The 22,201-nt window shown below is 63.6% G+C and carries 21 protein-coding genes and 1 pseudogene; 5 read left to right on the forward strand and 17 right to left on the reverse strand.

Going from position 1 to position 22,201, the window contains the following annotated elements:
- Positions 1–14: 14 nt before the first annotated feature.
- The 14 genes and pseudogenes from APH25_RS22140 to paaF form a co-directional block, all read right to left on the reverse strand.
- On the reverse strand, positions 15–1,247 hold the full coding sequence (locus tag APH25_RS22140; RefSeq protein ID WP_060483401.1) for an OprD family porin: 1,233 nt from the start codon (positions 1,245–1,247) through the stop codon (positions 15–17).
- Between the two features lie 39 nt (positions 1,248–1,286).
- A pseudogene (locus APH25_RS22145) lies at positions 1,287–2,855 on the reverse strand (cation acetate symporter); the annotation flags it as partial.
- On the reverse strand, positions 2,846–3,154 hold the full coding sequence (locus APH25_RS22150) for a DUF485 domain-containing protein (protein ID WP_060483402.1): 309 nt from the start codon (positions 3,152–3,154) through the stop codon (positions 2,846–2,848). The gene APH25_RS22150 and the pseudogene APH25_RS22145, both read right to left, overlap by 10 nt.
- A 107-nt stretch (positions 3,155–3,261) precedes the next feature.
- Positions 3,262–4,338 carry a 1,2-phenylacetyl-CoA epoxidase subunit PaaE gene (paaE, locus tag APH25_RS22155; protein WP_060483403.1) on the reverse strand — a complete coding sequence of 359 codons (1,077 nt, stop codon included), beginning with the start codon at positions 4,336–4,338 and terminating at the stop codon, positions 3,262–3,264.
- A 15-nt stretch (positions 4,339–4,353) separates the two neighbouring features.
- A complete protein-coding gene (paaD, locus tag APH25_RS22160; protein WP_028633996.1) occupies positions 4,354–4,887 on the reverse strand; it encodes a 1,2-phenylacetyl-CoA epoxidase subunit PaaD in 534 nt (177 codons plus the stop codon).
- Positions 4,874–5,632 carry a 1,2-phenylacetyl-CoA epoxidase subunit PaaC gene (paaC, locus tag APH25_RS22165; protein WP_060483404.1) on the reverse strand — a complete coding sequence of 253 codons (759 nt, stop codon included), beginning with the start codon at positions 5,630–5,632 and terminating at the stop codon, positions 4,874–4,876. The genes paaD and paaC overlap by 14 nt, the downstream gene beginning before the upstream one ends.
- Positions 5,633–5,640: 8 nt before the next feature.
- Positions 5,641–5,922 (reverse strand): 1,2-phenylacetyl-CoA epoxidase subunit PaaB, encoded by a 282-nt coding sequence (gene paaB / locus APH25_RS22170; RefSeq protein WP_028633994.1) that lies wholly within the window; start codon positions 5,920–5,922, stop codon positions 5,641–5,643.
- Positions 5,923–5,947: 25 nt separating this feature from the next.
- Positions 5,948–6,937 (reverse strand): 1,2-phenylacetyl-CoA epoxidase subunit PaaA, encoded by a 990-nt coding sequence (paaA, locus tag APH25_RS22175; RefSeq protein WP_028633993.1) that lies wholly within the window; start codon positions 6,935–6,937, stop codon positions 5,948–5,950.
- A gap of 189 nt (positions 6,938–7,126) precedes the next feature.
- Positions 7,127–8,446 (reverse strand): phenylacetate--CoA ligase PaaK, encoded by a 1,320-nt coding sequence (gene paaK, locus APH25_RS22180; RefSeq protein WP_028633992.1) that lies wholly within the window; start codon positions 8,444–8,446, stop codon positions 7,127–7,129.
- 120 nt (positions 8,447–8,566) lie between these two features.
- On the reverse strand, positions 8,567–9,787 hold the full coding sequence (gene pcaF / locus APH25_RS22185; protein WP_060483405.1) for a 3-oxoadipyl-CoA thiolase: 1,221 nt from the start codon (positions 9,785–9,787) through the stop codon (positions 8,567–8,569).
- Positions 9,780–10,220 carry a hydroxyphenylacetyl-CoA thioesterase PaaI gene (gene paaI / locus APH25_RS22190; RefSeq protein ID WP_060483406.1) on the reverse strand — a complete coding sequence of 147 codons (441 nt, stop codon included), beginning with the start codon at positions 10,218–10,220 and terminating at the stop codon, positions 9,780–9,782. The genes pcaF and paaI overlap by 8 nt, the downstream gene beginning before the upstream one ends.
- On the reverse strand, positions 10,213–11,730 hold the full coding sequence (gene paaH / locus APH25_RS22195) for a 3-hydroxyacyl-CoA dehydrogenase PaaH (protein ID WP_060483407.1): 1,518 nt from the start codon (positions 11,728–11,730) through the stop codon (positions 10,213–10,215). The genes paaI and paaH overlap by 8 nt, the downstream gene beginning before the upstream one ends.
- A 1-nt stretch (position 11,731) precedes the next feature.
- Positions 11,732–12,523 carry a 2-(1,2-epoxy-1,2-dihydrophenyl)acetyl-CoA isomerase PaaG gene (gene paaG, locus APH25_RS22200; protein WP_060483408.1) on the reverse strand — a complete coding sequence of 264 codons (792 nt, stop codon included), beginning with the start codon at positions 12,521–12,523 and terminating at the stop codon, positions 11,732–11,734.
- A 33-nt stretch (positions 12,524–12,556) separates the two neighbouring features.
- Entirely contained in the window at positions 12,557–13,330 is a 774-nt protein-coding gene (gene paaF, locus APH25_RS22205) for a 2,3-dehydroadipyl-CoA hydratase PaaF (RefSeq protein ID WP_060483409.1), read from the reverse strand.
- 305 nt (positions 13,331–13,635) lie between these two features.
- Here paaF and paaY point away from each other — a divergent pair, with 305 nt between their 5' ends.
- From paaY to APH25_RS22225, 4 genes are all read left to right on the forward strand, one after another.
- Entirely contained in the window at positions 13,636–14,235 is a 600-nt protein-coding gene (gene paaY, locus APH25_RS22210) for a phenylacetic acid degradation protein PaaY (RefSeq protein ID WP_060483410.1), read from the forward strand.
- Positions 14,236–14,312: 77 nt separating this feature from the next.
- Positions 14,313–15,236, forward strand: a complete 924-nt coding sequence (gene paaX / locus APH25_RS22215) for a phenylacetic acid degradation operon negative regulatory protein PaaX (RefSeq protein ID WP_177331217.1) — start codon at positions 14,313–14,315, stop codon at positions 15,234–15,236.
- Between the two features lie 132 nt (positions 15,237–15,368).
- Entirely contained in the window at positions 15,369–15,713 is a 345-nt protein-coding gene (locus APH25_RS22220) for a helix-turn-helix domain-containing protein (protein WP_060483412.1), read from the forward strand.
- Positions 15,713–16,927, forward strand: coding sequence for a type II toxin-antitoxin system HipA family toxin (locus APH25_RS22225; RefSeq protein ID WP_060483413.1), 1,215 nt, complete (start codon positions 15,713–15,715; stop codon positions 16,925–16,927). The genes APH25_RS22220 and APH25_RS22225 overlap by 1 nt, the downstream gene beginning before the upstream one ends.
- A 38-nt stretch (positions 16,928–16,965) precedes the next feature.
- Here APH25_RS22225 and APH25_RS22230 read toward each other — a convergent pair whose 3' ends face one another.
- Together APH25_RS22230 and APH25_RS22235 are read right to left on the reverse strand one after the other, a co-directional pair.
- A complete protein-coding gene (locus tag APH25_RS22230; RefSeq protein ID WP_060483414.1) occupies positions 16,966–18,219 on the reverse strand; it encodes an arsenic transporter in 1,254 nt (417 codons plus the stop codon).
- A gap of 7 nt (positions 18,220–18,226) precedes the next feature.
- Positions 18,227–19,480, reverse strand: a complete 1,254-nt coding sequence (locus APH25_RS22235; protein WP_028633981.1) for an MFS transporter — start codon at positions 19,478–19,480, stop codon at positions 18,227–18,229.
- 321 nt (positions 19,481–19,801) lie between these two features.
- Between APH25_RS22235 and APH25_RS22240 the strand changes: the two genes are divergently transcribed.
- On the forward strand, positions 19,802–21,019 hold the full coding sequence (locus APH25_RS22240; protein ID WP_060483415.1) for an MFS transporter: 1,218 nt from the start codon (positions 19,802–19,804) through the stop codon (positions 21,017–21,019).
- 76 nt (positions 21,020–21,095) lie between these two features.
- Here the strand turns inward: APH25_RS22240 and APH25_RS22245 are convergent, their stop codons facing one another.
- Positions 21,096–21,707, reverse strand: a complete 612-nt coding sequence (locus tag APH25_RS22245) for a class I SAM-dependent methyltransferase (protein ID WP_060483416.1) — start codon at positions 21,705–21,707, stop codon at positions 21,096–21,098.
- Between the last annotated feature and the right edge of the window lie 494 nt (positions 21,708–22,201).

Consider the following 22,201-nt stretch of genomic DNA (forward strand, 5'->3'; position numbering starts at 1 on the left):
AAGTGAAGGGGCGCTTACCACAGCGCCAGGGTGTAGCCGATGATCAGGCGGTTCTCGTCAACGGCATTGGTCAGCCCGTTGCCGGAGCGGAAGGTGACGTTGCGCCAGCGCAGGCTCACGTCCTTGAACGGGCCGCTCTGGATCACATAGGTGAGGTCCGTGTCACGCTCACGCTCACGGCCGTTGCTGATGGTGGCGGTGTGTGCACCACGGCCATCGGTGTAGCGGGTCATGAAACTCAGCCCGGGGATGCCCAGCGCGACGAAATCGTAGTCGTAGCGCAGTTGCCAGGAGTCCAGCCCGGCGCGGGTGAAGGTGTTGTAGGTGACCAGGTTCACGGTGAACGGGTCGCCGCCATTGACGAACGGGAAGGCGCTGCTTCCGGACATCTGTTGCCAGGTGGCGGTGAACTTGTGGGCACGTACCCCTAGGGTGAACATGGCGTTGAAGTTGCGGTTGTCGATGTCGCCCGCACGCTGTGCGCCATCGCTGCGGCTGTCGAAATAACGCAGGTCGCTGCGCAGGCTCAGCCCTTCGCCCAAGGGGCGGGTGTCGACCAGGCCGATGAACTGCTGGCGGTAGATGTCCTGCAGTTTGGCGTAGTAGTAGCTGACGCTGGTCTGCGGGGTGATGGCGTAGCTGCCGCCCGCCAGGTCAAGGTGGTCGCTACTGGCGGCGCCGTAGCCGATGTCATCGCGGCCTGAAGAATCGCGCAGGTTGGCCTTGGTCAGCCTGCCTGCGTTTAGGGTCAGGCCGTCCACCTCCTGGCTGGTGAGCAGGCCGCCCTGAAAGGTGGAGGCCAGCAGGCGCGTGTCGTTGAACACCACCACCGGCAATATCGGCTGCAGCGTGCCCAGGCGCAGGGTGCTTTTCGACACCCGGGCCTTTGCGGTCAGACCCAGTTCGCTGTAGTCATCCACCGGTTCATGGCTGCGCGGGCCAAAGGGCAGCAAGCCGGTGTTACGCCGATCGCGGCTGCTGTCCAGCTTGAGGCCCAGCTGCCCCATGGCATCGACGCCAAACCCAACCAGGCCTTCGGTGAAGCCCGACTCCACACGGGCGGTAAAACCCTGTGCCCATTCTTCGGCCTTGGCCTGGGGCGCGTTGGCCTGTCTGAAGTCGCGGTTGATGTAGTGATTGCGCAGTTCAAGCCGCGCATGGCTGTCGCCGATGAAGTCGGCAAAGGCGGGCAAGGGCAGGGCGAGGGCGGCCAGGCACGCTGCTGACATGAAAGGGGTACGGTTCATTGTTGTTGTTTTATCCGACATGGTGATAGGCCTTGGCTGTCAATGCTTGCTGGCGCCGGCAGCGCCGATACCGGTCATGGAGCGGATGAACTGGGCCAGGTAGCGGCCGCGTTCTTCGCGGGCACGCTCGGAGGTGTCAGTCACCGAGAATGCCCAGGCACCCAGAAACGCCAGGCTCATGGAGAACAACGCCGGGTTGCTGTAGGGGAACAACGGCTGCTCGTGGTGCAGTACGTTCACCCACACCGCAGGGCCCAGCACCACCAGCAGTACCGCCGACACCAGCCCGGCCATGCTGCCGCACACCGCACCGCGAGTGGTGAGGCCTTTCCAGAACATCGAAAGCAGCAGCACCGGGAAGTTGACCGAGGCGGCCACGGCCAGCACCAGCCCGGAAAGGAAGGCGATGTTCTGCGACTCGAACAGCAGGCCCAGGATGACGGCGAGCAGGCCGATCATCAGCGTGGCGATGCGCGACACGCGCATTTCTTCCTGCTCGGTGGCCTTGCCCTGGCGGACCACGCACGCATACAGGTCGTGGGACACGGCAGAAGCGCCCGACAAGGCCAGGCCGGCCACCACCGCCAGGATGGTGGCAAAGGCCACGGCGGAGATGAAGCCCAGGAACAGGTTGCCGCCTACAGCCTGGGCCAGGTGCACGGCCACCATGTTGCCGCCGCCGATGATGGCCCCAGCGGCATCACGGTAAGCAGGCTCGGTACCGACCATGACGATGGCGCCGAAGCCGATCACGATCAGCAACAGGTAGAAGTAGCCGATGAAGCCGGTGGCGTAGAACACGCTCTTGCGCGCTTCCTTGGCATCGCTGACGGTGAAGAAGCGCATGAGGATATGCGGCAGCCCGGCCGTGCCGAACATCATGCCCAGCCCCAGGGAAATGGCGTCGATCGGGTTGGACAGCAACCCCCCGGGGGCCATGATCGCCTGGCCCTTGGCGTGCACGGCCACGGCACTGGCGAACATGGCCTCGGTGCTGAAACCGAAGTGTTTGAGCACCATGAATGCCATGAAGCTGGTGCCTGACAGCAGCATCACCGCCTTGATGATCTGCACCCAGGTGGTGGCCAGCATGCCGCCAAACGTGACATAGGCGACCATCAGCACACCCACCAGCATGACCGCGTACAGGTAGCTGATGCCGAACAGCAACTCGATCAGCTTGCCGGCCCCCACCATCTGCGCCACCAGGTACATCAGCGCCACCACCAGGGTGCCGAAAGCGGAGGTCAGGCGCACGGGGGTTTGTGCCAGGCGGTAGCTCACCACATCGGCAAAGGTGTACTTGCCCAGGTTGCGCAGCCGTTCGGCGATCAGAAACAGGATGATCGGCCAGCCTGCCAGCACCCCGAGGGCGTACAGCAGCCCGTCGTAGCCGTTCATGAACATCATAGCCGAGATGCCCAGGAACGAGGCTGCGCTGATCATGTCGCCGGCGATGGCCAGGCCGTTCTGCATGCCGGTCAGGCCGCCGCCAGCAGTGTAGAAGTCACTGGCCGAGCGGGTGCGCAGGGCAGCCCAGCGGGTCACCAGCAGGGTGAAGCAGACGAACACCATGAACATCGAAATGGCTGTCCAGTTCATTGTGCGCACTCCTGGCGGACCTTGTCGTTGAGCGGGTCGAGCACATGGTTGGCGCGGTGCACATAAATGCCGGTAAGGGCGAAGGACAACAGCACCATGAGCACCCCAACCAGCATGCCGACGGTGGTTACGCCACCACTGAGGGACTGGCCCAGGGTGCTGGGGGAGAAGGCCACCAGCAGCACGAAGCCGTAGTAGATCACCAGCATGGCCAGGGTCAGGCTGCCATTGAGGCGGCGCTTACGCCGCACCAGGTGCTGGAAATCGGGGTGGTTGGTGATGCTTTCTATGTGCTCGGGGGTCATGGCAAGCGATCTCTTGGTTTTGTAATTGTTTTGTTGAGGTCACGCAGGTGCTGCGGTGTTGCTCAGGGCCTCTTCGCGGTTTTACCCGCGAAGCAGGCGCCGCAGTTTTAAAACTGGTCGAAATCGAGGACTACCTTGTCGCTCACCGGGTACGTCTGGCACGACAGCACATACCCGGCCGCCACTTCGTAGTCTTCCAGGGCATGGTTACTGTCCATCTCCACCTCGCCCTCGACCACGCGGCACTTGCAGGTGGAACACACCCCGGCCTTGCACGAATACGGCAGCTCGGCACCCATGGCATTGCCTGCATCCAGCACGCTCTGGGTGTTGCGCGGCAAGTCGAAGGCCAGCGCCCGGCCATCGCTGATCACGGTGATATGGCTGACGGCAGCGTCCACCTGGTGGGCCGCCGCCCGCGCCTCGCGGCGGGCGTGGCTGCCTTCAGCCGCGAACAGTTCGAAGTGGATGCGATCCTTGGCCATGCCATTGGCCTGCAGGCTGGCCCGCACCGTCTCGGTCATGGCCTGTGGCCCGCAGATGAACGCGGCGTCCAGGGCCGTCACATCCAGCCAGCGGGTAAACAACTGGCCGCACTTGTCTGCGTCGATCCGGCCGTTGTACAGGTCCACGTCCTGCTGCTCGCGGCTGAACACGAAGATCAGGTTGAGGCGGTCGAGGTACTGGTTTTTCAGGTCTTCGAGCTTGTCGCGAAACAGTGCACTGGCGCTGGCACGGTTGCCGTACAGCAAGGTAAAGCGGCTGTGGGGCTCGGTAGCCAGGGTGGTGGCGATGATGGACAGCAACGGTGTGATACCGCTGCCGGCCGCCACACCCAGGTACTGCCCGTGGCGGGCTGGATCCAGCGACACGAAGAAGCTGCCGGCGGGCGGCATCACCTCCAGTTGCTGCCCGGGCTGCAGCACTTCATTGGCAAACGCCGAAAAGCGCCCGCCCGGCACGCGCTTGACCGCAACCCGCAACTCGCCGTCCTGCACAGCGCTGCAGATGGAATAGGAACGGCGCACCTCCTGGTCATCCAGCTGCGTACGCATGACCAGGTACTGACCTTGGGTGAAGCGAAACTGTGCCTGCAGATGCTCGGGTACGTCGAAGACGATGGACACCGCATCGCGGGTCTCGTTGCGCACTTGCTTGACGGTCAGGCTGTGAAACTGGCTCATGGTGCTCTCCACGGCTCAAATGCATTTGAAATAGTCGAATGGCTCCAGGCACGCGCGGCAGCGATACAGCGCCTTGCAGGCCGTGGAACCGAACTGGCTGAGCAGCTCGGTATGGGCGCTGCCGCATTGCGGGCAGCGCACCTCGGGCGGCTTGCCCAACAAACTGGCCTTGCTGGTGCTGCCTTCGGGCGGGGCAATGCCATAGGCGTGCAGGCGCTGGCGGCCCAGCTCGCTGATCCAGTCGCTGCTCCAGGCCGGGGTCAGGCGCCGCTCCAGCGCAGGTGCACTAAACCCGGCCTGCTCCAGTGCCTGGCGGATATCGCCTTCGATCACTTCGGTGGCCGGGCAGCCGGAGTAGGTGGGGGTCACGACCAGGTGCAGGTGCCCGTCACGCCAGGCCACATCCCGCACCACGCCCAGGTCCACCACGCTGACAACCGGTACCTCCGGGTCCATGACCTGTGCCAGTACGCCCCAGGCACGGGCCAGGTCGCCCTCGCGCAGGGCCCGGGCGCCGCGGTCACCGGCTATCAGCTCACCAGGTTGCATCGGGGTAGGCCCTCGGCAGGAACTGCATCTCGGCCAGCAACAGGCCCAGGTGCTCGGTGTGCAGGCCTTTGCGCCCATCCAGGTAAAAATGGCTGGCAGGCTGGGGCACGGGCAGCTCCACGGCGGCGAAGGTGGCGGCCACCTGCTCGCGCCAGGCATTTGCCACGGCCACCGGGTCTGCGGCCACGCCCGCTTCGGCAAGCTGCACTTCGTCATCACTGCCTGCGGTCAATTCGACGGTGAAGCGCCACAGCAGCGTGATGGCGGCCAGCATGCGCCGGCGGCTTTCATCGGTGCCGCCGCCCAGGCGCTGCACCCATTCACTGGAACGGCGCAGGTGGTAGGTCGCCTCTTTCAGTGCCTTCGCCGCGATGCCGGCGACACGTGCATCGCTGGAGCCCGCCAGGCCCTGCAGCACGGCATGGTGCCAGGCGTCGTAAAAAAACTGCCGGGTCATGGTGACGGCGAAGTCACCATTGGGCTGCTCGACCAGCAGCAGGTTGCGGTATGCGCGCTCGTCGCGGCGCATGGCCAGGTCATCGGCATCGCGACCGTCGCCCAGCAGCTCGGCGGCGTAGTCCAGCCAGTTGCGGGCCTGGCCCACCAGGTCGAGGCCGACATTCATCAGCGCGAGTTCTTCCTCGATGGCCGGTGCCCGCCCGCACCATTCGCACAGCCGTTGGCCCTGCACCAGGGCACTGTCGCCCAGCAGCAGCAAGTAGGGAATCAGGGGGTGTGTATGCATGGCCGACCTCACATGTGCCCCACTTCATCGGGCAGCTCATAGAAGCTGGCATGGCGGTACACCTTGTCATCGGCGGGGGCGAACAGCGGGTCCTTTTCATCCGCCGCAGAGGCGGTGATCAAGGCCGAAGGCACTACCCACAGGCTGACGCCTTCACTGCGACGGGTGTACAGCTCGCGGGCGTTTTCCATGGCCATGGCCGCATCGGCGGCGTGCACGCTGCCCACATGCTTGTGGTTCAGCCCGTGCTTGCTGCGCACGAACACTTCGTAGAGGGTCCAGACAGACATTTTCGATCTCCGCATCATTCGCCGCTCAGGCGGCGTTCTTGTTCTGCTGCTTGCGCGCATAGGCCACCGCGGCCTCGCGTACCCAGGCGCCGCCTTCGATGGCTTGCCGCCGGGTGGCCACACGTTCCTGGTTGCAGGGGCCATTGCCCTTGATCACCTCGTAGAATTCGTCCCACTGGATGTCGCCAAAGTCGTAATGGCCGCGCTCGGCGTTCCATTTCAGGTGCGGGTCCGGGGCGGTGCAGCCCAGCAGTTCGAGTTGCGGCACGGTCTGGTCGATGAAGCGCTGGCGCAGCTCGTCGTTGGTCTGGCGTTTGATTTTCCAGGCCATGGACTGGGCGCTGTTGGGCGAATGCTCGTCGCTTGGGCCGAACATCATCAGGGCCGGCCACCACAGGCGGTTGATGGCGTCCTGCACCATGTCCCTTTGAGCCTGGGTGCCCTGGCGCATCATGGTCAGGAGGATTTCGTAGCCCTGGCGCTGGTGAAAGCTTTCTTCCTTGCAGATGCGCACCATGGCCCGGGCGTAGGGGCCATAGGAGGTGCGTTGCAGCACCACCTGGTTGACGATGGCAGCGCCGTCCACCAGCCAGCCCACAGCGCCCATGTCGGCCCAGCTGAGGGTGGGGTAGTTGAAGATGCTGGAGTACTTGGCCTTGCCGCTGTGCAGCTTGGCGATTTCATCATCGCGGTCGGCCCCCAGGGTTTCCATGGCGCTGTACAGGTAGAGCCCGTGGCCGGCTTCGTCCTGGATCTTGGCCATCAGTTGCAGCTTGCGCTTGAGGCTGGGGGCGCGGGTGACCCAGTTGCCTTCGGGGAGCATGCCGACGATTTCTGAGTGGGCGTGCTGCGAGATCTGCCGGATGAGCGTTTGGCGGTAGGCCTCGGGCATCCAGTTCTTGGCCTCGATCTTGATTTCAGCGTCGATCTTTTCCTGGAAATGCCGCTCTTCTGGGGACATTTCTTCCAGGGCCTTGACGTGCTTGACGCCGGTTTCCACTAGCTGTGCGTACATGGGGGCGACTCCTGCTGGGGCATGCGTCATTTGTAAGCGATACATAATACATCGTCAAACAGTTTATGCTGTATCGAATGAGATTTTTGTATCGGTTTAGGTCTTTTCGCGGGCAGGCCCGCCTCACAGGGCGCACGACGTGCAAAAAAAAGCCCCGGACTGGCCGGGGCTCATGGGCAGCTGGATTAGTCAGCTGGCAAGCCGCTTGTCAAAAACGTGGCAAGCCTTGCCCTCTGAACGCTTGAGCGTTCCGCAGGGCTGCAACCGCACCTGGGTGCTGATGCCGATGTAGGTCTTGACCTGCCGCGCCAGTTCGGCCGTGAGCAACGTGCGCTGGCTGTCGTCGAGGTGCTGGCATTCTGCGCGCAGCTCAACGTGCACCTCGACACTGTCCAGGTTGCCATTGCGATACAGGTGTATTTCATACATCTCTGAAAGTTGTTTTATTTTCAGCACCTGCTCCTCGATCTGCGTGGGGAATACGTTCACCCCCCGGATGATGAGCATGTCGTCGCTGCGGCCAGTGATCTTGCCGATGCGCCGCATCGGCCTGGCAGTGCCGGGTAGCAGCCGGGTGAGGTCGCGGGTGCGGTAGCGCACCATGGGCAGGGCTTCCTTGCTCAGCGAGGTGAACACCAGCTCGCCCAACTGCCCGTCAGGCAGCACTGCACCGGTGACCGGGTCGATGATCTCGGGGTAGAAGTGGTCTTCCCAAATGGTCGGGCCATCCTTGGTCTCGATGCATTCCATCGCCACCCCGGGGCCCATGATTTCGGAGAGGCCATAGATGTCCAGCGCCTGAATACCCAGGCGCTGTTCAATGGACCGGCGCAGTTCGTCGGTCCATGGCTCGGCGCCGAAAATGCCCAGGCGCAGCTTCAGGGCGTGCGGGTCGATACCCTGGCGCTCGATCTCGTCGGCCAGGTTGAGCATGTAGGACGGCGTGACCATGATGATGTCGGGCTGGAAGTCGCGAATCAGCTGTACCTGCTTCTCGGTTTGCCCGCCCGACATGGGGATCACCGTGCAGCCCAGGCGCTCGGCCCCGTAGTGGGCGCCGAGCCCGCCGGTGAACAGGCCGTAACCGTAGGACACGTGAACCTTGTCACCCTTGCGCCCACCCGCGGCGCGGATGGAGCGGGCCACCACGTTGGCCCAGGTGTCGATGTCGTTCTGGGTGTAGCCCACTACCGTAGGCTTGCCGGTGGTGCCGCTGGAAGCATGCAGGCGCACCACCTCTTCCTGAGGCACCGCGAACATACCGTAGGGGTAGTTGTCACGCAGATCGCTTTTGCCGGTGAAGGGGAACTTCGCCAGGTCTTCCAGGCAACGCAGGTCATCGGGGTGAGCACCGCATTCGGCAAAGCGCTGGCGGTACAACGGGACATTGTCGTAGGCGTGCTTCAGGCTCCAGCGCAACTGCGTCAGCTGGTGCTGGCGCAAGGCATCAACACTGGCGGTTTCCAGCGGGTCCAGCAGGGCACGATCGGCATCATGGTACATGTTCATGGTTTCACTCGAATTGTTGTTGTACGCCGTGGCCTCGGTCAGGGCACTGGGCGGTGAGTGCAATAAACGCAGCATATAGGGCTGCGCGCCGCTAGGTAATACGGCGATGGCGCAGGGCGCTCAGAGGCGCTCGATGACCATCGCGATGCCTTGGCCCACCCCGATGCACATGGTGCACAGGGCATAGCGCCCGGCGGTTTCTTCAAGCTCGTGCAGGGCCGTGGTCACCAGCCGCGCACCGCTCATCCCCAACGGATGCCCGAGGGCAATGGCGCCGCCGTTGCGGTTGACCCGTGGGTCGTCGTCTGCCACGCCCAGTTCGCGCAGCACGGCCAGCCCCTGCGCAGCGAACGCTTCGTTGAGCTCGATGACGTCCATGCTTGCCAGTGCCAGGCCGGTCAGTTCGAGTACCTTGCGGGTCGCGGGCACCGGGCCGATGCCCATCAGCCTGGGCTCGACGCCGGCGACAGCCATGCCGACGATACGGCCACGGGCCTTCAGCCCATGACGGCGCGCCGCCGAGGGGCTGGCCAACAGCAACGCGCAGGCGCCGTCGTTGACCCCCGAGGCATTGCCCGCCGTGACGGTGCCGCCTTCGCGAAACGGCGTACCAAGGCGAGCAAGCTGCTCGAGCGTGGTTTCGGCACGCACGTGTTCGTCATGCTCTACCACCAGGGCCGGGCCTTTGCGCCGGGCAACCTCGACCGGCACGATTTCCTGTGCCAGGCGCCCGCGGGCCTGGGCGGCGGCGGCTTTTTGCTGGCTGCGCAGGGCGAAGGCATCCTGGTCGGCGCGGGAAATGCCGTACTGATCGGCTACGTTCTCGGCGGTCTCCGGCATCGAGTCGGTGCCGTATACCTGCTTGAGCGCCGGGTTGACGAAGCGCCAGCCGATGGTGGTGTCGTACAGTTCGGCTGTACGGCCAAAGGCTTGCTCGGCTTTACCCATCACGAAGGGCGCTCGCGACATGGACTCCACACCGCCTGCCAGCATCAGCCCGGCCTCCCCGCAGCGCAAAGCCCGCGCAGCGCTGCCAATGGCATCCAGGCCCGAGCCGCACAGCCGGTTCAGCGTAGTGCCCGGTACGTCGACCGGCAGGCCAGCCAGCAGGCTGGCCATGTGCGCCACGTTGCGGTTGTCCTCGCCGGCCTGGTTGGCGCAGCCGAGGATGACATCGTCGACGGCGTGCCAGTCCAGCCCTGGGTGCCGCTGCATCAGGGCCTTGAGTGGTATGGCGGCAAGGTCATCGGCCCTGATCCCGCACAGGGCCCCGCCGTAGCGACCGATGGGGGTGCGGATGGCGTCGATGATCAAGGCATCGCCGGGCATGTGTTCATTCATCTTCGCTCTCCTGCGCCAGCACGGTGCCGCGCACTTTGTAGGATTTGCCATGGAACATCGCCACCAGCGCTCCGTGCTGGTTGTGTATGCGCACGTGATACAGGCCCGTGCGGCCTTTGCGGCTGACTTCCTCGGCGCTGGCGGTGAGCACGTCATCGCGCAGCGCAGGTGCCAGGTAATCAATGCTGCAGCCCAAGGCTACGGTGGCCTGGTCATGGCTGTTGCAGGCGAACGCGAACGCCGAGTCTGCCAGGGCGAACAGGAACCCGCCGTGGCAGGTGCCGTGCCCCTGAATCATGTCGGCCCGCACCGCCATGCTGACGGTGACACGCCCGGGGGCAACGGCTTCAAGGCGGATACCCAGGCCCTGGCTGGCGGGGTCGCGGGCGTACATGGCCTGGGCGCAGGCCTGCGCCAGTTCGTGATCAGTCATGCAGAGACCCTCCTTCGGCCGTGCAACGGCGCAGCAGCAGCGAGGGCCGGTAACGGCTTTCGCCATAGGCATGCTGCAGGTTCTCGAGCACCCGCAGGGTGTTGGCCAGGCCAATGGCCGACGCCCATGCCAGTGGCCCGCACGGGTAGTTGACGCCTGCACGCATGGCCAGGTCGATGTCCGCTGCTGTGCCAACACCTTGCAACACGGCATCGGCCGCTTCATTGGCCAGCATGGCAACGGTGCGCAGCACCACCAGCCCAGGCAGGTCGGCCACCGGCGTCACGCGCAAACCCGCACGCTGCAGCAATGCCACGGCCTGCTCCAGCGCCTGGGTAGACGTGTCGCCCGACCAGCTGATGGCAAGGCGGGTGGCGGTGGCATAGTCGAAGGCAAGATCGAGCAATACCAGGTTCGGCAGGCCATCCTCTTGAGCGCGCTGGCTGGCCAGGCGCCCGTCGGACAGCGCCAGGGTCGCATCGCCCACCCGAAGTACGCCGCTGCCAGCGCGGCCGTTGACGGCTACGCCACCGGCGCGCAAGCGGTCAATCAATGGCTGCAGGATGCCCGCGGGACCTTCCAGGGTGCAGGCTCTTACAGGCGCATCGCTACACAGTTCTGCGGGTTGGGGGCGCTCGGCCTGTTCGTGGTAGCTGTAGAAGCCATGCCCGCTCTTGCGCCCCAGGCGGCCCGCATCCACCAGTTCTTTTTGCGCCAAGGATGGCTGAAAGCGAGGGTCGCCATAGAAGGCCTCGAACACTGAGCACGTCACGGCGTAGTTGACGTCATGCCCAATCAGGTCGGTGAGTTCAAAGGCGCCCATGCGAAAGCCGCCGGCCTCGCGCAACACCGCATCGAGGCTGGCGCAGTCAGCCGCACCTTCCTGCAGCAGGCGCAGGCTTTCAGCATAAAAAGGCCGTGCTACCCGGTTGACGATGAAGCCTGGCGTGGAGCGCGCATACACCGGGCGTTTACCCCAGGCTTGAGCCGTGGCATGCACGACAGCGGCGACATCCGGGGCGGTGGCCAGGCCGGAAACGACCTCTACCAGGGCCATCAGCGGGGCTGGGTTGAAGAAGTGCATGCCCACCACTTGCTCAGGGCGCTGCAGCCCGGAGGCCAGGCGGGTGATGGACAGGGAGGAGGTATTGCTGGCGAGAATGCAGTCGCTGCGGCACACCGACTCCAGCTGCTGGAACAAGGTCTGCTTGACCTGCAGGTCCTCGACGATCGCTTCGATCACCAGGCCGGCATCGGCCAGCGCTTCCAGGCTGTCGACGGGGTGCAACCGGTTGCAGATGACGGCGCGCTCAGCCGCTTGCAACTTGCCCTTTTCCACCAGCCGTGACAATTGCCGGTCGATACCGGCCCGCCCCTCGGCTGCGGCGCCGGGGCGGGTGTCGTAAAGCATCACAGGGTGGCCTGCCTGGGCCGCGACCTGCGCGATGCCGGCGCCCATGGCCCCGGCACCGATGACGGCGACGTAGGTTTCACGAGAAAGTACGCTCATGTCAGCGCCCCTTGAACGCGGGGGTGCGTTTGTTCATGAACGCGTTCACCCCTTCACGGTAGTCGTCGCTGCGGCCGGCCAGGCGCTGCAGGTCACGCTCCAGCTGCAGCTGGTCGTCGAACCCGTTGTCGAAACTGGCATTGAGCCCGCGCTTGATCAGGGCCAGACCGTAGGTGGGCTGGGTGGCCAGCTGGCGGGCGAAGGCCAGCGCTTCGTCACGCAGCGCGGCATCATCCACCACGCGGTGGATCAAGCCCCACTGCTCGGCCTGCTCTGCGCCAAGGCGTTCGCCCAGCATGGCCAGGGCCTTGGCCCGTGCCATGCCGACCAGCCGCGGCAGCAGCCAGGTGCCGCCCGAGTCTGGCACCAGGCCTATCTTGCAGAAGGCCTGGATGAAACTGGCTGAGCGGGCTGCCAGTACCAGGTCGCACGCCAGCGGGATATTGGCCCCGGCCCCGGCGGCGACACCGTTCACGGCGCACACTACCGGCATGGGCAGGTCGCGCAGGGTGCGCACCAACGGGTTGTAGAACCTGTCGATGGACTCACCCAGGTCAGGCATGTCGGCCCCGGGTGCCACGTTACGGTCGGACAGGTCCTGGCCAGCGCAGAACGCGCGGCCTTCGCCAGTCAGCAGCAACACCCGGGCCTCGCTGCTGTGGCGCACCTGTTTGAGCGCTTCGCGCACTTCCAGGTGCATGGCCGTGTTGAAACTGTTGAGCTGCGCTGGGCGGTTGAAGGAGAGAAGGGCTACGCCGTCCTCAATGGCAAACACAATGTGCTGGAAAGACATGACAGACTCGCTCCGTCGGTGGCGGGTAGTGTTTCAGCGGCCCTGGAAGTGCGGCTGGCGTTTTTCCTGGAAGGCGCGGATGCCTTCGCCCCGGTCGGCGGTGCCCGCCAGCACGGTGAAGGCTTGGCGTTCCAGGCGCAGGCCACTGGCCAGGTCGGTGTCGCCGGCCTGCAGGAGGGCCTGCTTGGCCAGGCGCACAGCCAGGGGCGCCTTTGCGGCAATGGTGCGGGCGATGTGCAGGGCCCGCTCCACGGTGAATTCGGGCTGTGTGACCTCACTGACAAGCCCGGCTTGCAGGGCATGCCGGCTGCTGATGGGCTCGCCGGTGAGCACCATTTGCATGGCCAGGGGCTTGCCGACGGCGCGCAGTAGGCGTTGGGTGCCACCGGCACCGGGCATGATCCCGAGGTTGATCTCCGGTTGGCCGAAGCGGGCATCACTGCCTGCCACGATGATGTCTGCGCACATGGCCAACTCACAGCCGCCACCCAGGGCGTAGCCGTTGACGGCAGCGACCAAGGCCTTGGGGAATGCCGCGATGGTGCGCCAATAGGCTATGCGGGGGTCGTCGAGCATGCCCACCAGGTCACGTTCAGCCATTTCCGCGATGTCGGCGCCGGCAGCGAAGGCCTTGAGGTTCCCTGTGATGACCACGGCCGCCACCTGATCATCCTGCGCAGCGGCTTCGAGGGTGGCAGCAAGTTCCGCCAGTAGTGCGGTGCACAACGCGTTCAGGGCGTCTGGGCGTTGCAGGGTGACCAACTGGACGCCGTTTGCAGGTGGCTGCACGTCAAGGTATCGCGGCATGTCGGGTTCCTCGGGCTGCACGCACGGCGCGTCAAGGCACCGGCTTTTATTGGAGTTGTTTGCAGGGGCGTCACACGCAGGTGGCGGCCTCGGTGACCAAGTATATGTCACATGCGATACCGACAATCAACTTCAAAATTGATTTTATGTATCCTTTGTGCGCTTCAATTAATCGACAGAATATGCGGCTTCAAGGCGTTGATTCGGAGCTTGACTCCGCAGTCACGCTGAAAATCTCGACGTTGACGCACTCTAAAACGTGATACAAGATCGATTCACGTATCGAATTTTTTAGGGAGATTACAATGCCTTGTTATCGGCTTGACGGTCTTACACCGGTCGTCCACCCCAGTGCGTATGTGCACCCCAGCGCGGTGCTGATCGGTGACGTGATAGTCGGGGCCGGTTGCTATGTCGGCCCCCTGGCCTCGCTGCGCGGTGACTTTGGCCGTATCGTGCTGGAGGAGGGCGCCAACCTGCAGGACACCTGCGTGATGCATGGTTTCCCGGGCGGCGATACGGTGATCGAACGCAACGGCCATGTCGGCCACGGCGCCGTGCTGCACGGCTGCCGGGTGGGCGAGGATGCGCTGATTGGCATGAATGCGGTGGTGATGGACGGTGCCAGTATCGGCCCACGCTGCATCGTGGCGGCCACTGCTTTCGTCAAGGCGGGCTTCCAGAGTGCTGCGCAAAGCCTGGTGATGGGTTCACCTGCGCAGGTCAAGCGTGCACTGACTGACGAGGAACTGGCCTGGAAGCAGCGTGGCACGGCGCAGTACCAGCAACTGACCCTGCGTTGCATGCAGGGGTTGGTAGAATGCACGCCGCTGGCCCAGGCTGAGGCGCAACGCCCACGCATGGCCGATGATGGGCTGCGCCCCAAAGGCCAGGGGCCGGCATGAGCCTTGCCAGCCCCCGCAATGGCCACGCGGGCCGCAGCGCAGGTATAGTCACGGCTTTATCTGCGCACAGTCCATCCATGAGCACTCTTGCCCCCCTCAACACGCTGGTCACCCGCTTTCAGCAGCAGACGCCAATCCGCGCCAGCTCGTTGATCATCACGCTGTACGGCGATGCCATCGAGCCCCATGGCGGCACGGTATGGCTGGGCAGCCTGATCAACCTGCTGGAACCCATCGGGATCAATGAGCGGCTAATCCGCACCTCCATCTTCCGGCTTACCAAAGAAGGCTGGCTGACCGCCGAGAAGGTTGGTCGGCGTAGCTATTACAGCCTTACCGGCACCGGCCGGCGGCGCTTCGAAAAAGCGTTCAAACGGGTATACAGCCCCAGCCAACCCGCGTGGGACGGCGCCTGGACCCTGGTGTTGCTGTCCCAGCTCGACGCCGCCAAGCGCAAAGCGGTCAGGGAGGAACTGGAGTGGCAGGGCTACGGGTTGATGGCACCAAACCTGCTCGGGTGCCCGCGTGCGGAACGTTCTGACCTAGCGGGCACGTTGCGTGAGCTGGAGGCCGTGGATGACAGCATTGTCTTCGAAACCCACACCCAGGAAGTATTGGCCTCCAAGGCCATGCGTGCCCAGGTGCGCGAGAGCTGGCGTATCGAAGAGCTTGGCCAGCAATACAGTGAGTTCATCCAGCTGTTCAGGCCGTTGTGGCAAAGCCTGAAGGAACAGCCCGAGCTGAATCCCCAGGACTGCTTCCTGGCGCGCACGCTGCTGATTCACGAGTACCGTCGTTTGCTGCTGCGCGACCCGCAATTGCCGGATGAGCTGCTGCCAGGCGACTGGGAAGGCAGGGCAGCCCGACAGCTGTGCCGCAACCTTTACCGGCTGGTATTCGCCAAGGCTGAGCAGTGGTTGAACACTGCACTGGAAACGGCAGACGGGCCGTTGCCGGATGTGAGTGAAAGTTTCTACAGCCGTTTTGGAGGTTTGGAGTAGCTTTTAAAGCTCACCAAGCTAGGTTTTATGCGGCATAAAGCTAACCATGGTTAACCTTATTAATTCATTGCTTTCCTTTAAAGCACGCCAGCGTTAGCCTTGTGCACCATAAGGTCGACGAGGGTGACAGTTATGCTGGATTTCTTTCCGGTTGCCTGCGCGGATACGCTTGGGAAAATCGGGCTGCTGGTCAAGGCCCGCCGCCTGGCGCTTGGCCTGCGGCAGGCTGATATCAAAGCGGCGGTTGGCGTGTCGGCGCATACGCTGCGCAAGATCGAGAGCGGTTCCGAACAGGTCGACCTCCGGTCATTCATGCTCGTGCTCTGGCGGCTGGGCATCAGCGATGTCGTCTTCACATCACTTGAGGGCCTGGAGCAGGCCTCTCAGGTCACCCGCTTCACCGAGAGCGCCGAAGGTGCGCAGAGCCTGGCCAATAGACGGGTACGCCTGGCCAAGCCCAAGGCGGAGGATTTCTGATGCAGCGCGCCTACATCTACATGCAGCATCCGGACACCGGGCGCGTGGTCACGCTTGGCCGCCTGACCCTCAAGGGCAAAGCCGGCGAGTTCATCTATGCGCCAGATTACGTCGCCCAGGGCCACTGGGTGCCAGACCCGATCAACTACCCGCTGCGGGCCGAGCCCTACACCGGCATCACGCGCAACCGGGGTATCCCTGGTTTCATCAATGATGCAATGCCTGACGGCTGGGGCGAACGGCTGCTGCACCGGGTGTATGGCCAGGCGCTGAGCACGCTGGATTTTCTGCTCAAGTCCCCCAACAACGACCGGGTAGGCAACCTGATGGCCGGCAGCGCCAATACCCCGGCCGAAGGCATCGGCGAGGGGACTGTGCCTAGCCTGAAAGGCCTGGCACGGTTCATCACTGCGTGTGAAGCGGTGTATGACGGCCAGCTGAACGCTGAAGCCATCGCGGCGCTGAGCGTACGGCAACAGCGTTCCGCCTTGGGGGGCGCGCGGCCCAAACGCACCTTGCAGGATAAAGGCATGCTGATTCTGGCCAAACCACGGGACCGCTTCGATCACTACGACTTGCCCACTATCGAACATGCCTGCATGACATTCGCCGCGCAGAAGGGGCTGCATGTCGCCCGCACTGCACTGCACGCCGAGCATCCTTCCACGTTGCTGGTGGAGCGCTTCGACCGCACGCCCATTGACCAGGGCGCCAGGCGTATCCCTATGCTCAGCGCGCTGACCTTGCTCGACTCGGAATGGAACGGCCCGCACCACAAGGACTGGCGTTATGCAGGCGTGGCCGATGAGATGCGCAGGCGCGGGGTGCCAGCAGCCGATTTGCAGGAGCTGTTCAAGCGCATGTGCTACAACGCGCTGGTGGGCAACTCGGACGACCACCCACGCAACCATGCGGTGATCTGGCTGGGCGGGCAATGGCGCCTGTCCCCGCTGTATGACGTACTACCCATGCTTGACGAAGGCCCGGCGAAAACCCTGGCCATGGCTGTTGGCCGTGAGGGCAGCCAGATAAGCCGGGCGAACCTGCTGAGCCACCACACGCACTTCGCATTGGGCCGGGAAGAGGCGGAGCAGGTGCTGGAGGAGGTCGCCAGCTGGGGAGGGGCACTCAAGGACCACTACGCCCAGTTTCTATCAGGCCAAGACCTGGACAAGGCGTGTGACGCAGTCAGCGCGGTGCGAATGCTCAGCTAGGCCCGCCCTTTAAGGCAGGCCACGTTCGCCGCGAGGCGTCAGAGGGTCAGGCACAGCAGTGCTGCAGCCAATGCGGGCGGCATCACCAGCACACCCAGGCGCAGGAAGCGCCAGGCGCTCACCGACTCACCCTCCCGGCGAATCGCCACCAGCCAGAGCAAGGTGGCGAGCGAGCCGGTGATCGACAGGTTGGGCCCCAGGTCCACACCGATCAGCAGGGCCGCAGTGGTCTGCTGGGGCAGTTGCACGATATCGCCCATGGAGCCTGCTATCAGGCCAGTCGGCAGGTTGTTCATGAGGTTGCTGGCCAGCGCCACACCCACCCCGGCAACCCAGCTTGCCTTGGCTTGCGAGCCTTGCTCCATGTGCAACAACGCATGGGCTAGGTATTCGATAACACCTGTTTGCGCGACGGCTTCTACCAGCACGAACAGGCCGGCCACCAGAGGCAGCACGCCCCACGCCACGTGCCGCAGTACAGGCACGGGGCTGCGCCGCTGGCGGAGGTGGATCAGTGCAGTGGTGGCAACACCTGCGGCAAAGGTGGGCAGGCCCAGCGGCAGGTCCAGGGCTGAAGCCACCAGCAGCAAGCTGGCAGTCAGCACGATGCCGACAGCACACAACCGCGCGCCCGCCGACAGCGGGTGAGTGGCTACCGTCAGCGCCAGTGGCTGTCGGATTTGCCGGCGCTGGGTGACCCGCAGCACCAGGTAGGTGATGACGATGGCCGCCAGCGAGGGCAGGGTAAACTGCCGGAGCCAGTCGAGCAGCGGCGGCATCTGGCTGCCGAACACCACCAGGTTGGCCGGGTTGGAAATGGGCAGCACGAAACTGGCGGCGTTGGCGATGAAGGCGCAGATGAACAGGTACGGCAGAGGCTCGGCCTTGGCCGCCTTGCACGCTGCGTACACTGCCGGGGTCAGCACGACCGCCGTGGCATCATTGGACAGAAACACGGTAACCACCGTACCCACCAGGAACACCAGGTCGAACAACCGCTGGCCCGACCCACGGGCGTGACCGACGGCATAGCGGGCCAGCCAGTCAAACAAGCCCTCCTGACGTGCCAGCTCGGCCAGCACCATCATGCCGATTAGAAACAGGTACACATCGCCACCCTTGGCCACGGCGGCCACGGCGCTGCGCGGGCTGATCAGCCCGAATACGGTGAGCAAGATCGCGCCACCCAACGCCCAGACATACTCGGGAACGCGAAAGGGGCGCAGGATGACACCGGCAGTGGCCAAAGCGGCCACCGCCCAGATGATCATTGAATGTTCGCTTGCAAGCATGGGTGGTTCAGTTTCCGGCAGGTGAGGGCATGGAGGGGGAAGGGGTGTCACTGCTGCGGCGCGGGCTGGTTTCCGGCAGCGCGAGCAGTACCAGCAGGAACGCGACTGCAGCGATCCCCGCCAGTGTCAGGAACGCGGCATTATACCCTGAGGACTGCACCACCAGCCCGGCAAGCCCAGGGCTCAGCGCTGCACCCAGCCCGAACACGGCCGTCAGCGCGCCAAGGCTGACATTGAAGCGGCCGGTACCTTCGGTGAGGTCCTTGACGATGATGGGGAACAGCGCGCCGAAAATACCAGCGCCAATGCCGTCCAGCAGTTGCACACCCACCAGCCAGAACGGGTTGTCGGAGAACGTATACAGGGCGCCGCGCAACGGCAAAATCAGGAAACCCGCCAGCAGAAACGGCTTGCGCCCCCACTGCTCGGCTCGGGCGCCCACCAGCAGTGCCATCGGCACCATCACCAGTTGTGCGGCAACGATACACGCCGACGTCAGCGGTGTAGCCAGGCGCAAGTCCACTTGCGACAGCTTCTGGCTCACCAGCGGCAGCATGGCCGCGTTGGCCAGGTGGAAAAGCGCGCAGCACACCGCGAACAGCAGCAGCGTACGGTTGTGCAATAGCAGCGCAAAGCCTGCAGGGCTTTCCTGGCCGTTATCGGCATGTGTCAGGCCACGGGCCACTTGGTGATCGATGGCGGCAGCCGGCACACGGCTGACCGCAAAGATGCTGGCAACGGTCAACACACCCATCAGGTAGAACACCACCACAGGGCCATACAGGTAGGCCAGGCCACCGGCCAACAACGCCGAAAATGCATTGCCCGCGTGGTTGTAGGTTTCGTTACGACCGACGCGCCGGGTAAATGCCTTCGGCCCCGTGATACCGAGCGAGATGGCGGCGATCGCAGGCGCAAACACCGAGCCCGCCAAGGCACTGATGGTTTGTGTCACCGCTACCCAGGTAAAGGAGGAAGTGAACGGCAACACCAGGCAACTGCCGGTTACCAGTAGTGCCGCGATGACCACCACCGCCCGCTTCGCCGGCGTGCGGTCGATCAATGCGCCAGCGGGCGTCTGGGCGAGCAGTGCGGTGACACCGGCCAGGGTCATCACCAGGCCGATGCTTGCCGGTTGCCACTGATGCACCGCAAGCAGGTAGATGGCGAGGTACGGCCCCAGGCCATCGCGCACATCGGCAAGGAAGAAGTTCAACCAGTCAAGCGAACGGTGAGGGGTGTTGGGCCTTTGGTTTTCCAAGGACGTGATCTCGAGTGGGCCACCGGGATGAGGCTGGTTGGGGGCCAGCGCTGGGGTATCTGTGGCAAAAGACTGCGGCTTTGAGTAATAGGTTCCGGCTTGGAAACAACCCGGTGAGCGCCTGCGCGCAACCCTGATCAAAGGTGCTCTGTGCGTGATGATAGGCGAGGGCAGGGCAAAGTAGATCAACAAAAAAATGAAAGTTTTTTGGACAGCTTGCGCGGAGTCACTCTATTTCTGGAAGGTTGTACGGCATCTATCATGCTTTGTGCGATCCTGTACGTAATTGGCCCCCCTTTACCTTTGCAGTACGCCTCGACGATGAATAAGCTGAAACATTTCGCCTCACCGAAGGCATTGCCTGCAGCTGATGTGTCAGTGCGTCGCCGCTCCCTATTGGCCGGGTGCGGTGCCCATGCGGTGCATGATGGCCTGACCGACGTGATCTACGTGCTGCTTCCGATCTGGCAATCGCAGTTCGCAATGAGCTACGCCCAGATCGGCCTGCTGCGCGGCGCGTATTCCGGGATGATGGCCGGCTTCCAGTTGCTGGCCAGCCGCGGCGCCAAACGTTGGGGGCGCGAGCGCCTGCTGGTGGGTGGTACTGCCCTGGCCGGGCTGGCCTACCTGCTGGCGGGGCAGGCCGGGGGGCTAGGGGTGCTGCTCCTGGCGCTGTTGCTGGGCGGCCTGGGGGCGAGTATCCAGCACCCGCTGGCATCATCGCTCATCACCGACACCCATGAGGCCGGTGGCGGGGTCAAGCAGGCGCTGTCCCAGTACAACTTCGCCGGGGACATCGGCAAGACCCTGATTCCCGGCTTGGTGGGGCTACTGCTGACGGTAATCACCTGGCGCGCCAGCGTGTCCCTGATCGGCCTCCTGGGGCTGGCCGCCGCGTTGGCGCTGTGGTGGCTGATGCCATCCCGCGCGTCCACCCTGGCCATGCAGCAAAAGGCGCCCAGGCCTGTTCAGGGGCAGGGCTCGGTGGGCGGCCTGCGAGCACTGATTCTCACGGGTACCCTGGACAGTGCGGTCCGTATGGGTTTCCTGACCTTCCTGCCGTTCCTGCTCAAGGCAAAGGGCGCCGGCACTGCGGGTATCGGCCTGGCACTGACCCTGCTTTTCGTTGGCGGCGCTTTCGGCAAGTTGCTGTGCGGTTACCTGGGGGCCCGCATCGGCATGATGAAGACCGTGTGGATCACCGAGTTCACCACGGCCAGCCTGGTCGTGCTGGCCGTGTTCCTGCCCTATGGAGGGTTGATGGTGACGCTGCCGCTGCTAGGGCTGGCGCTGAACGGTACATCGTCCGTGCTTTACGGTGCGGTGCCAGACCTGGCGGGGGCAGGCAAACGCGAGCAGGCCTTCTCGCTGTTCTACACCGGCACCATCGGCGGCGGGGCGCTTGCCCCGGTGTTGTTCGGTGGCCTTGGCGACCTAACCGGGGTCCCTTTGGCGGTGATGGCGCTAGCCGGGACTCTGCTACTGACGCTACCGCTGTCTTGGTATGTGCAGCGCGGCTTGGACGCCCACGCAGGGTGAGAGAGGTCTCCAACAGCCAGATATATAACTAAACTAAATCAATATTTAGCATAGTTATTACCGAATCGCCTATTAATCAGGGTAGGCGACGCCCAAGCCATACAGTATGACCGCCACATTCTGCGTCTTCGACGACATGCTCCCGTATCTCGAACCCGTGATTTTTAAGCAACGTGGCATATTCCTGCGGATCCAGGCTCGCGTGATACAGCGTTTCGCTTTCAAATACGCCCAATGCCTCGCCATGTGAGGGCCCACTTGTAAACATGAGCAACGCACCCGGCGCAGCGTGGCGGCTGAAAACCGAAAACATCTGGCGCTGATCATCGGGCGTCAGATGGAAAAAGCTATTCCAAGCTAAAATCGCATCGAACTGGCGGTTCAGCGCAAGCGTGCGCATGTCTGCATGAATCCATTCCTGCGCCGGCAACTGCGCGCTACACAGCGCCAGCATGTGCGCAGACGTATCTACACCCACGACAGATGCGCCGATTTCTACCAGGTAACGCGCTACAGGTTGGCCAGAGCCACAGCCCAGATCAAGGACATTAGCGGCTGACGGCAGCAGCGAACCAAAGCGTTCAATCCATTTGCGGTCGATGAAGTGGTTGGCACGTAGGGTGTTCCAGGTAGACGCGTGACGATCGTAAAGATCGATGATCTGGTCTGCGGATGGGTGGTGGACCATAAGTAAGTGGCATCCTTGGCTTGAGTGGCGAGAAAGGACGTATTTGAGGTAATCCAGAGACGGAAATGTACCTTAGGTGTCCCTCAGAGGAAAATCCCAGGATGCGCATAATGCATATTATGTTAAATTATGTATTCAGAACCATGCCTGCCCATGACCCGGACGCTGAGTGTAACCGTTGCGAATCACGGACACTCCTACCCCTTAAACCCCCGCAACCCCCAGCCCATAAGGCCTCCAGCCTCTCGGGGTTGCTTCCGAACGCCAGCAAACCTCAGAAATGCGGACACTTCTACCTCTGAGCGCCTTCCGCAACCCCTTGAATTCATTGGGTCTCGTCAAAAAACGCTCGTTTGAACCGTTGCTCCGGTTTTCTGCGCTATCAGGACACCCGAGTTATCTGCGGGATTTCCAGAACCACCCCTGTAAGCGAGTAAATCCAACGCCTCCAGGGTTTTTTGCACCTAATGCGGACACCTTCCTGCGCACACGGG

This window comes from Pseudomonas sp. NBRC 111119, assembly GCF_001320125.1.
In the GTDB taxonomy this organism is placed as follows: Bacteria; Pseudomonadota; Gammaproteobacteria; order Pseudomonadales; family Pseudomonadaceae; genus Aquipseudomonas; species Aquipseudomonas parafulva.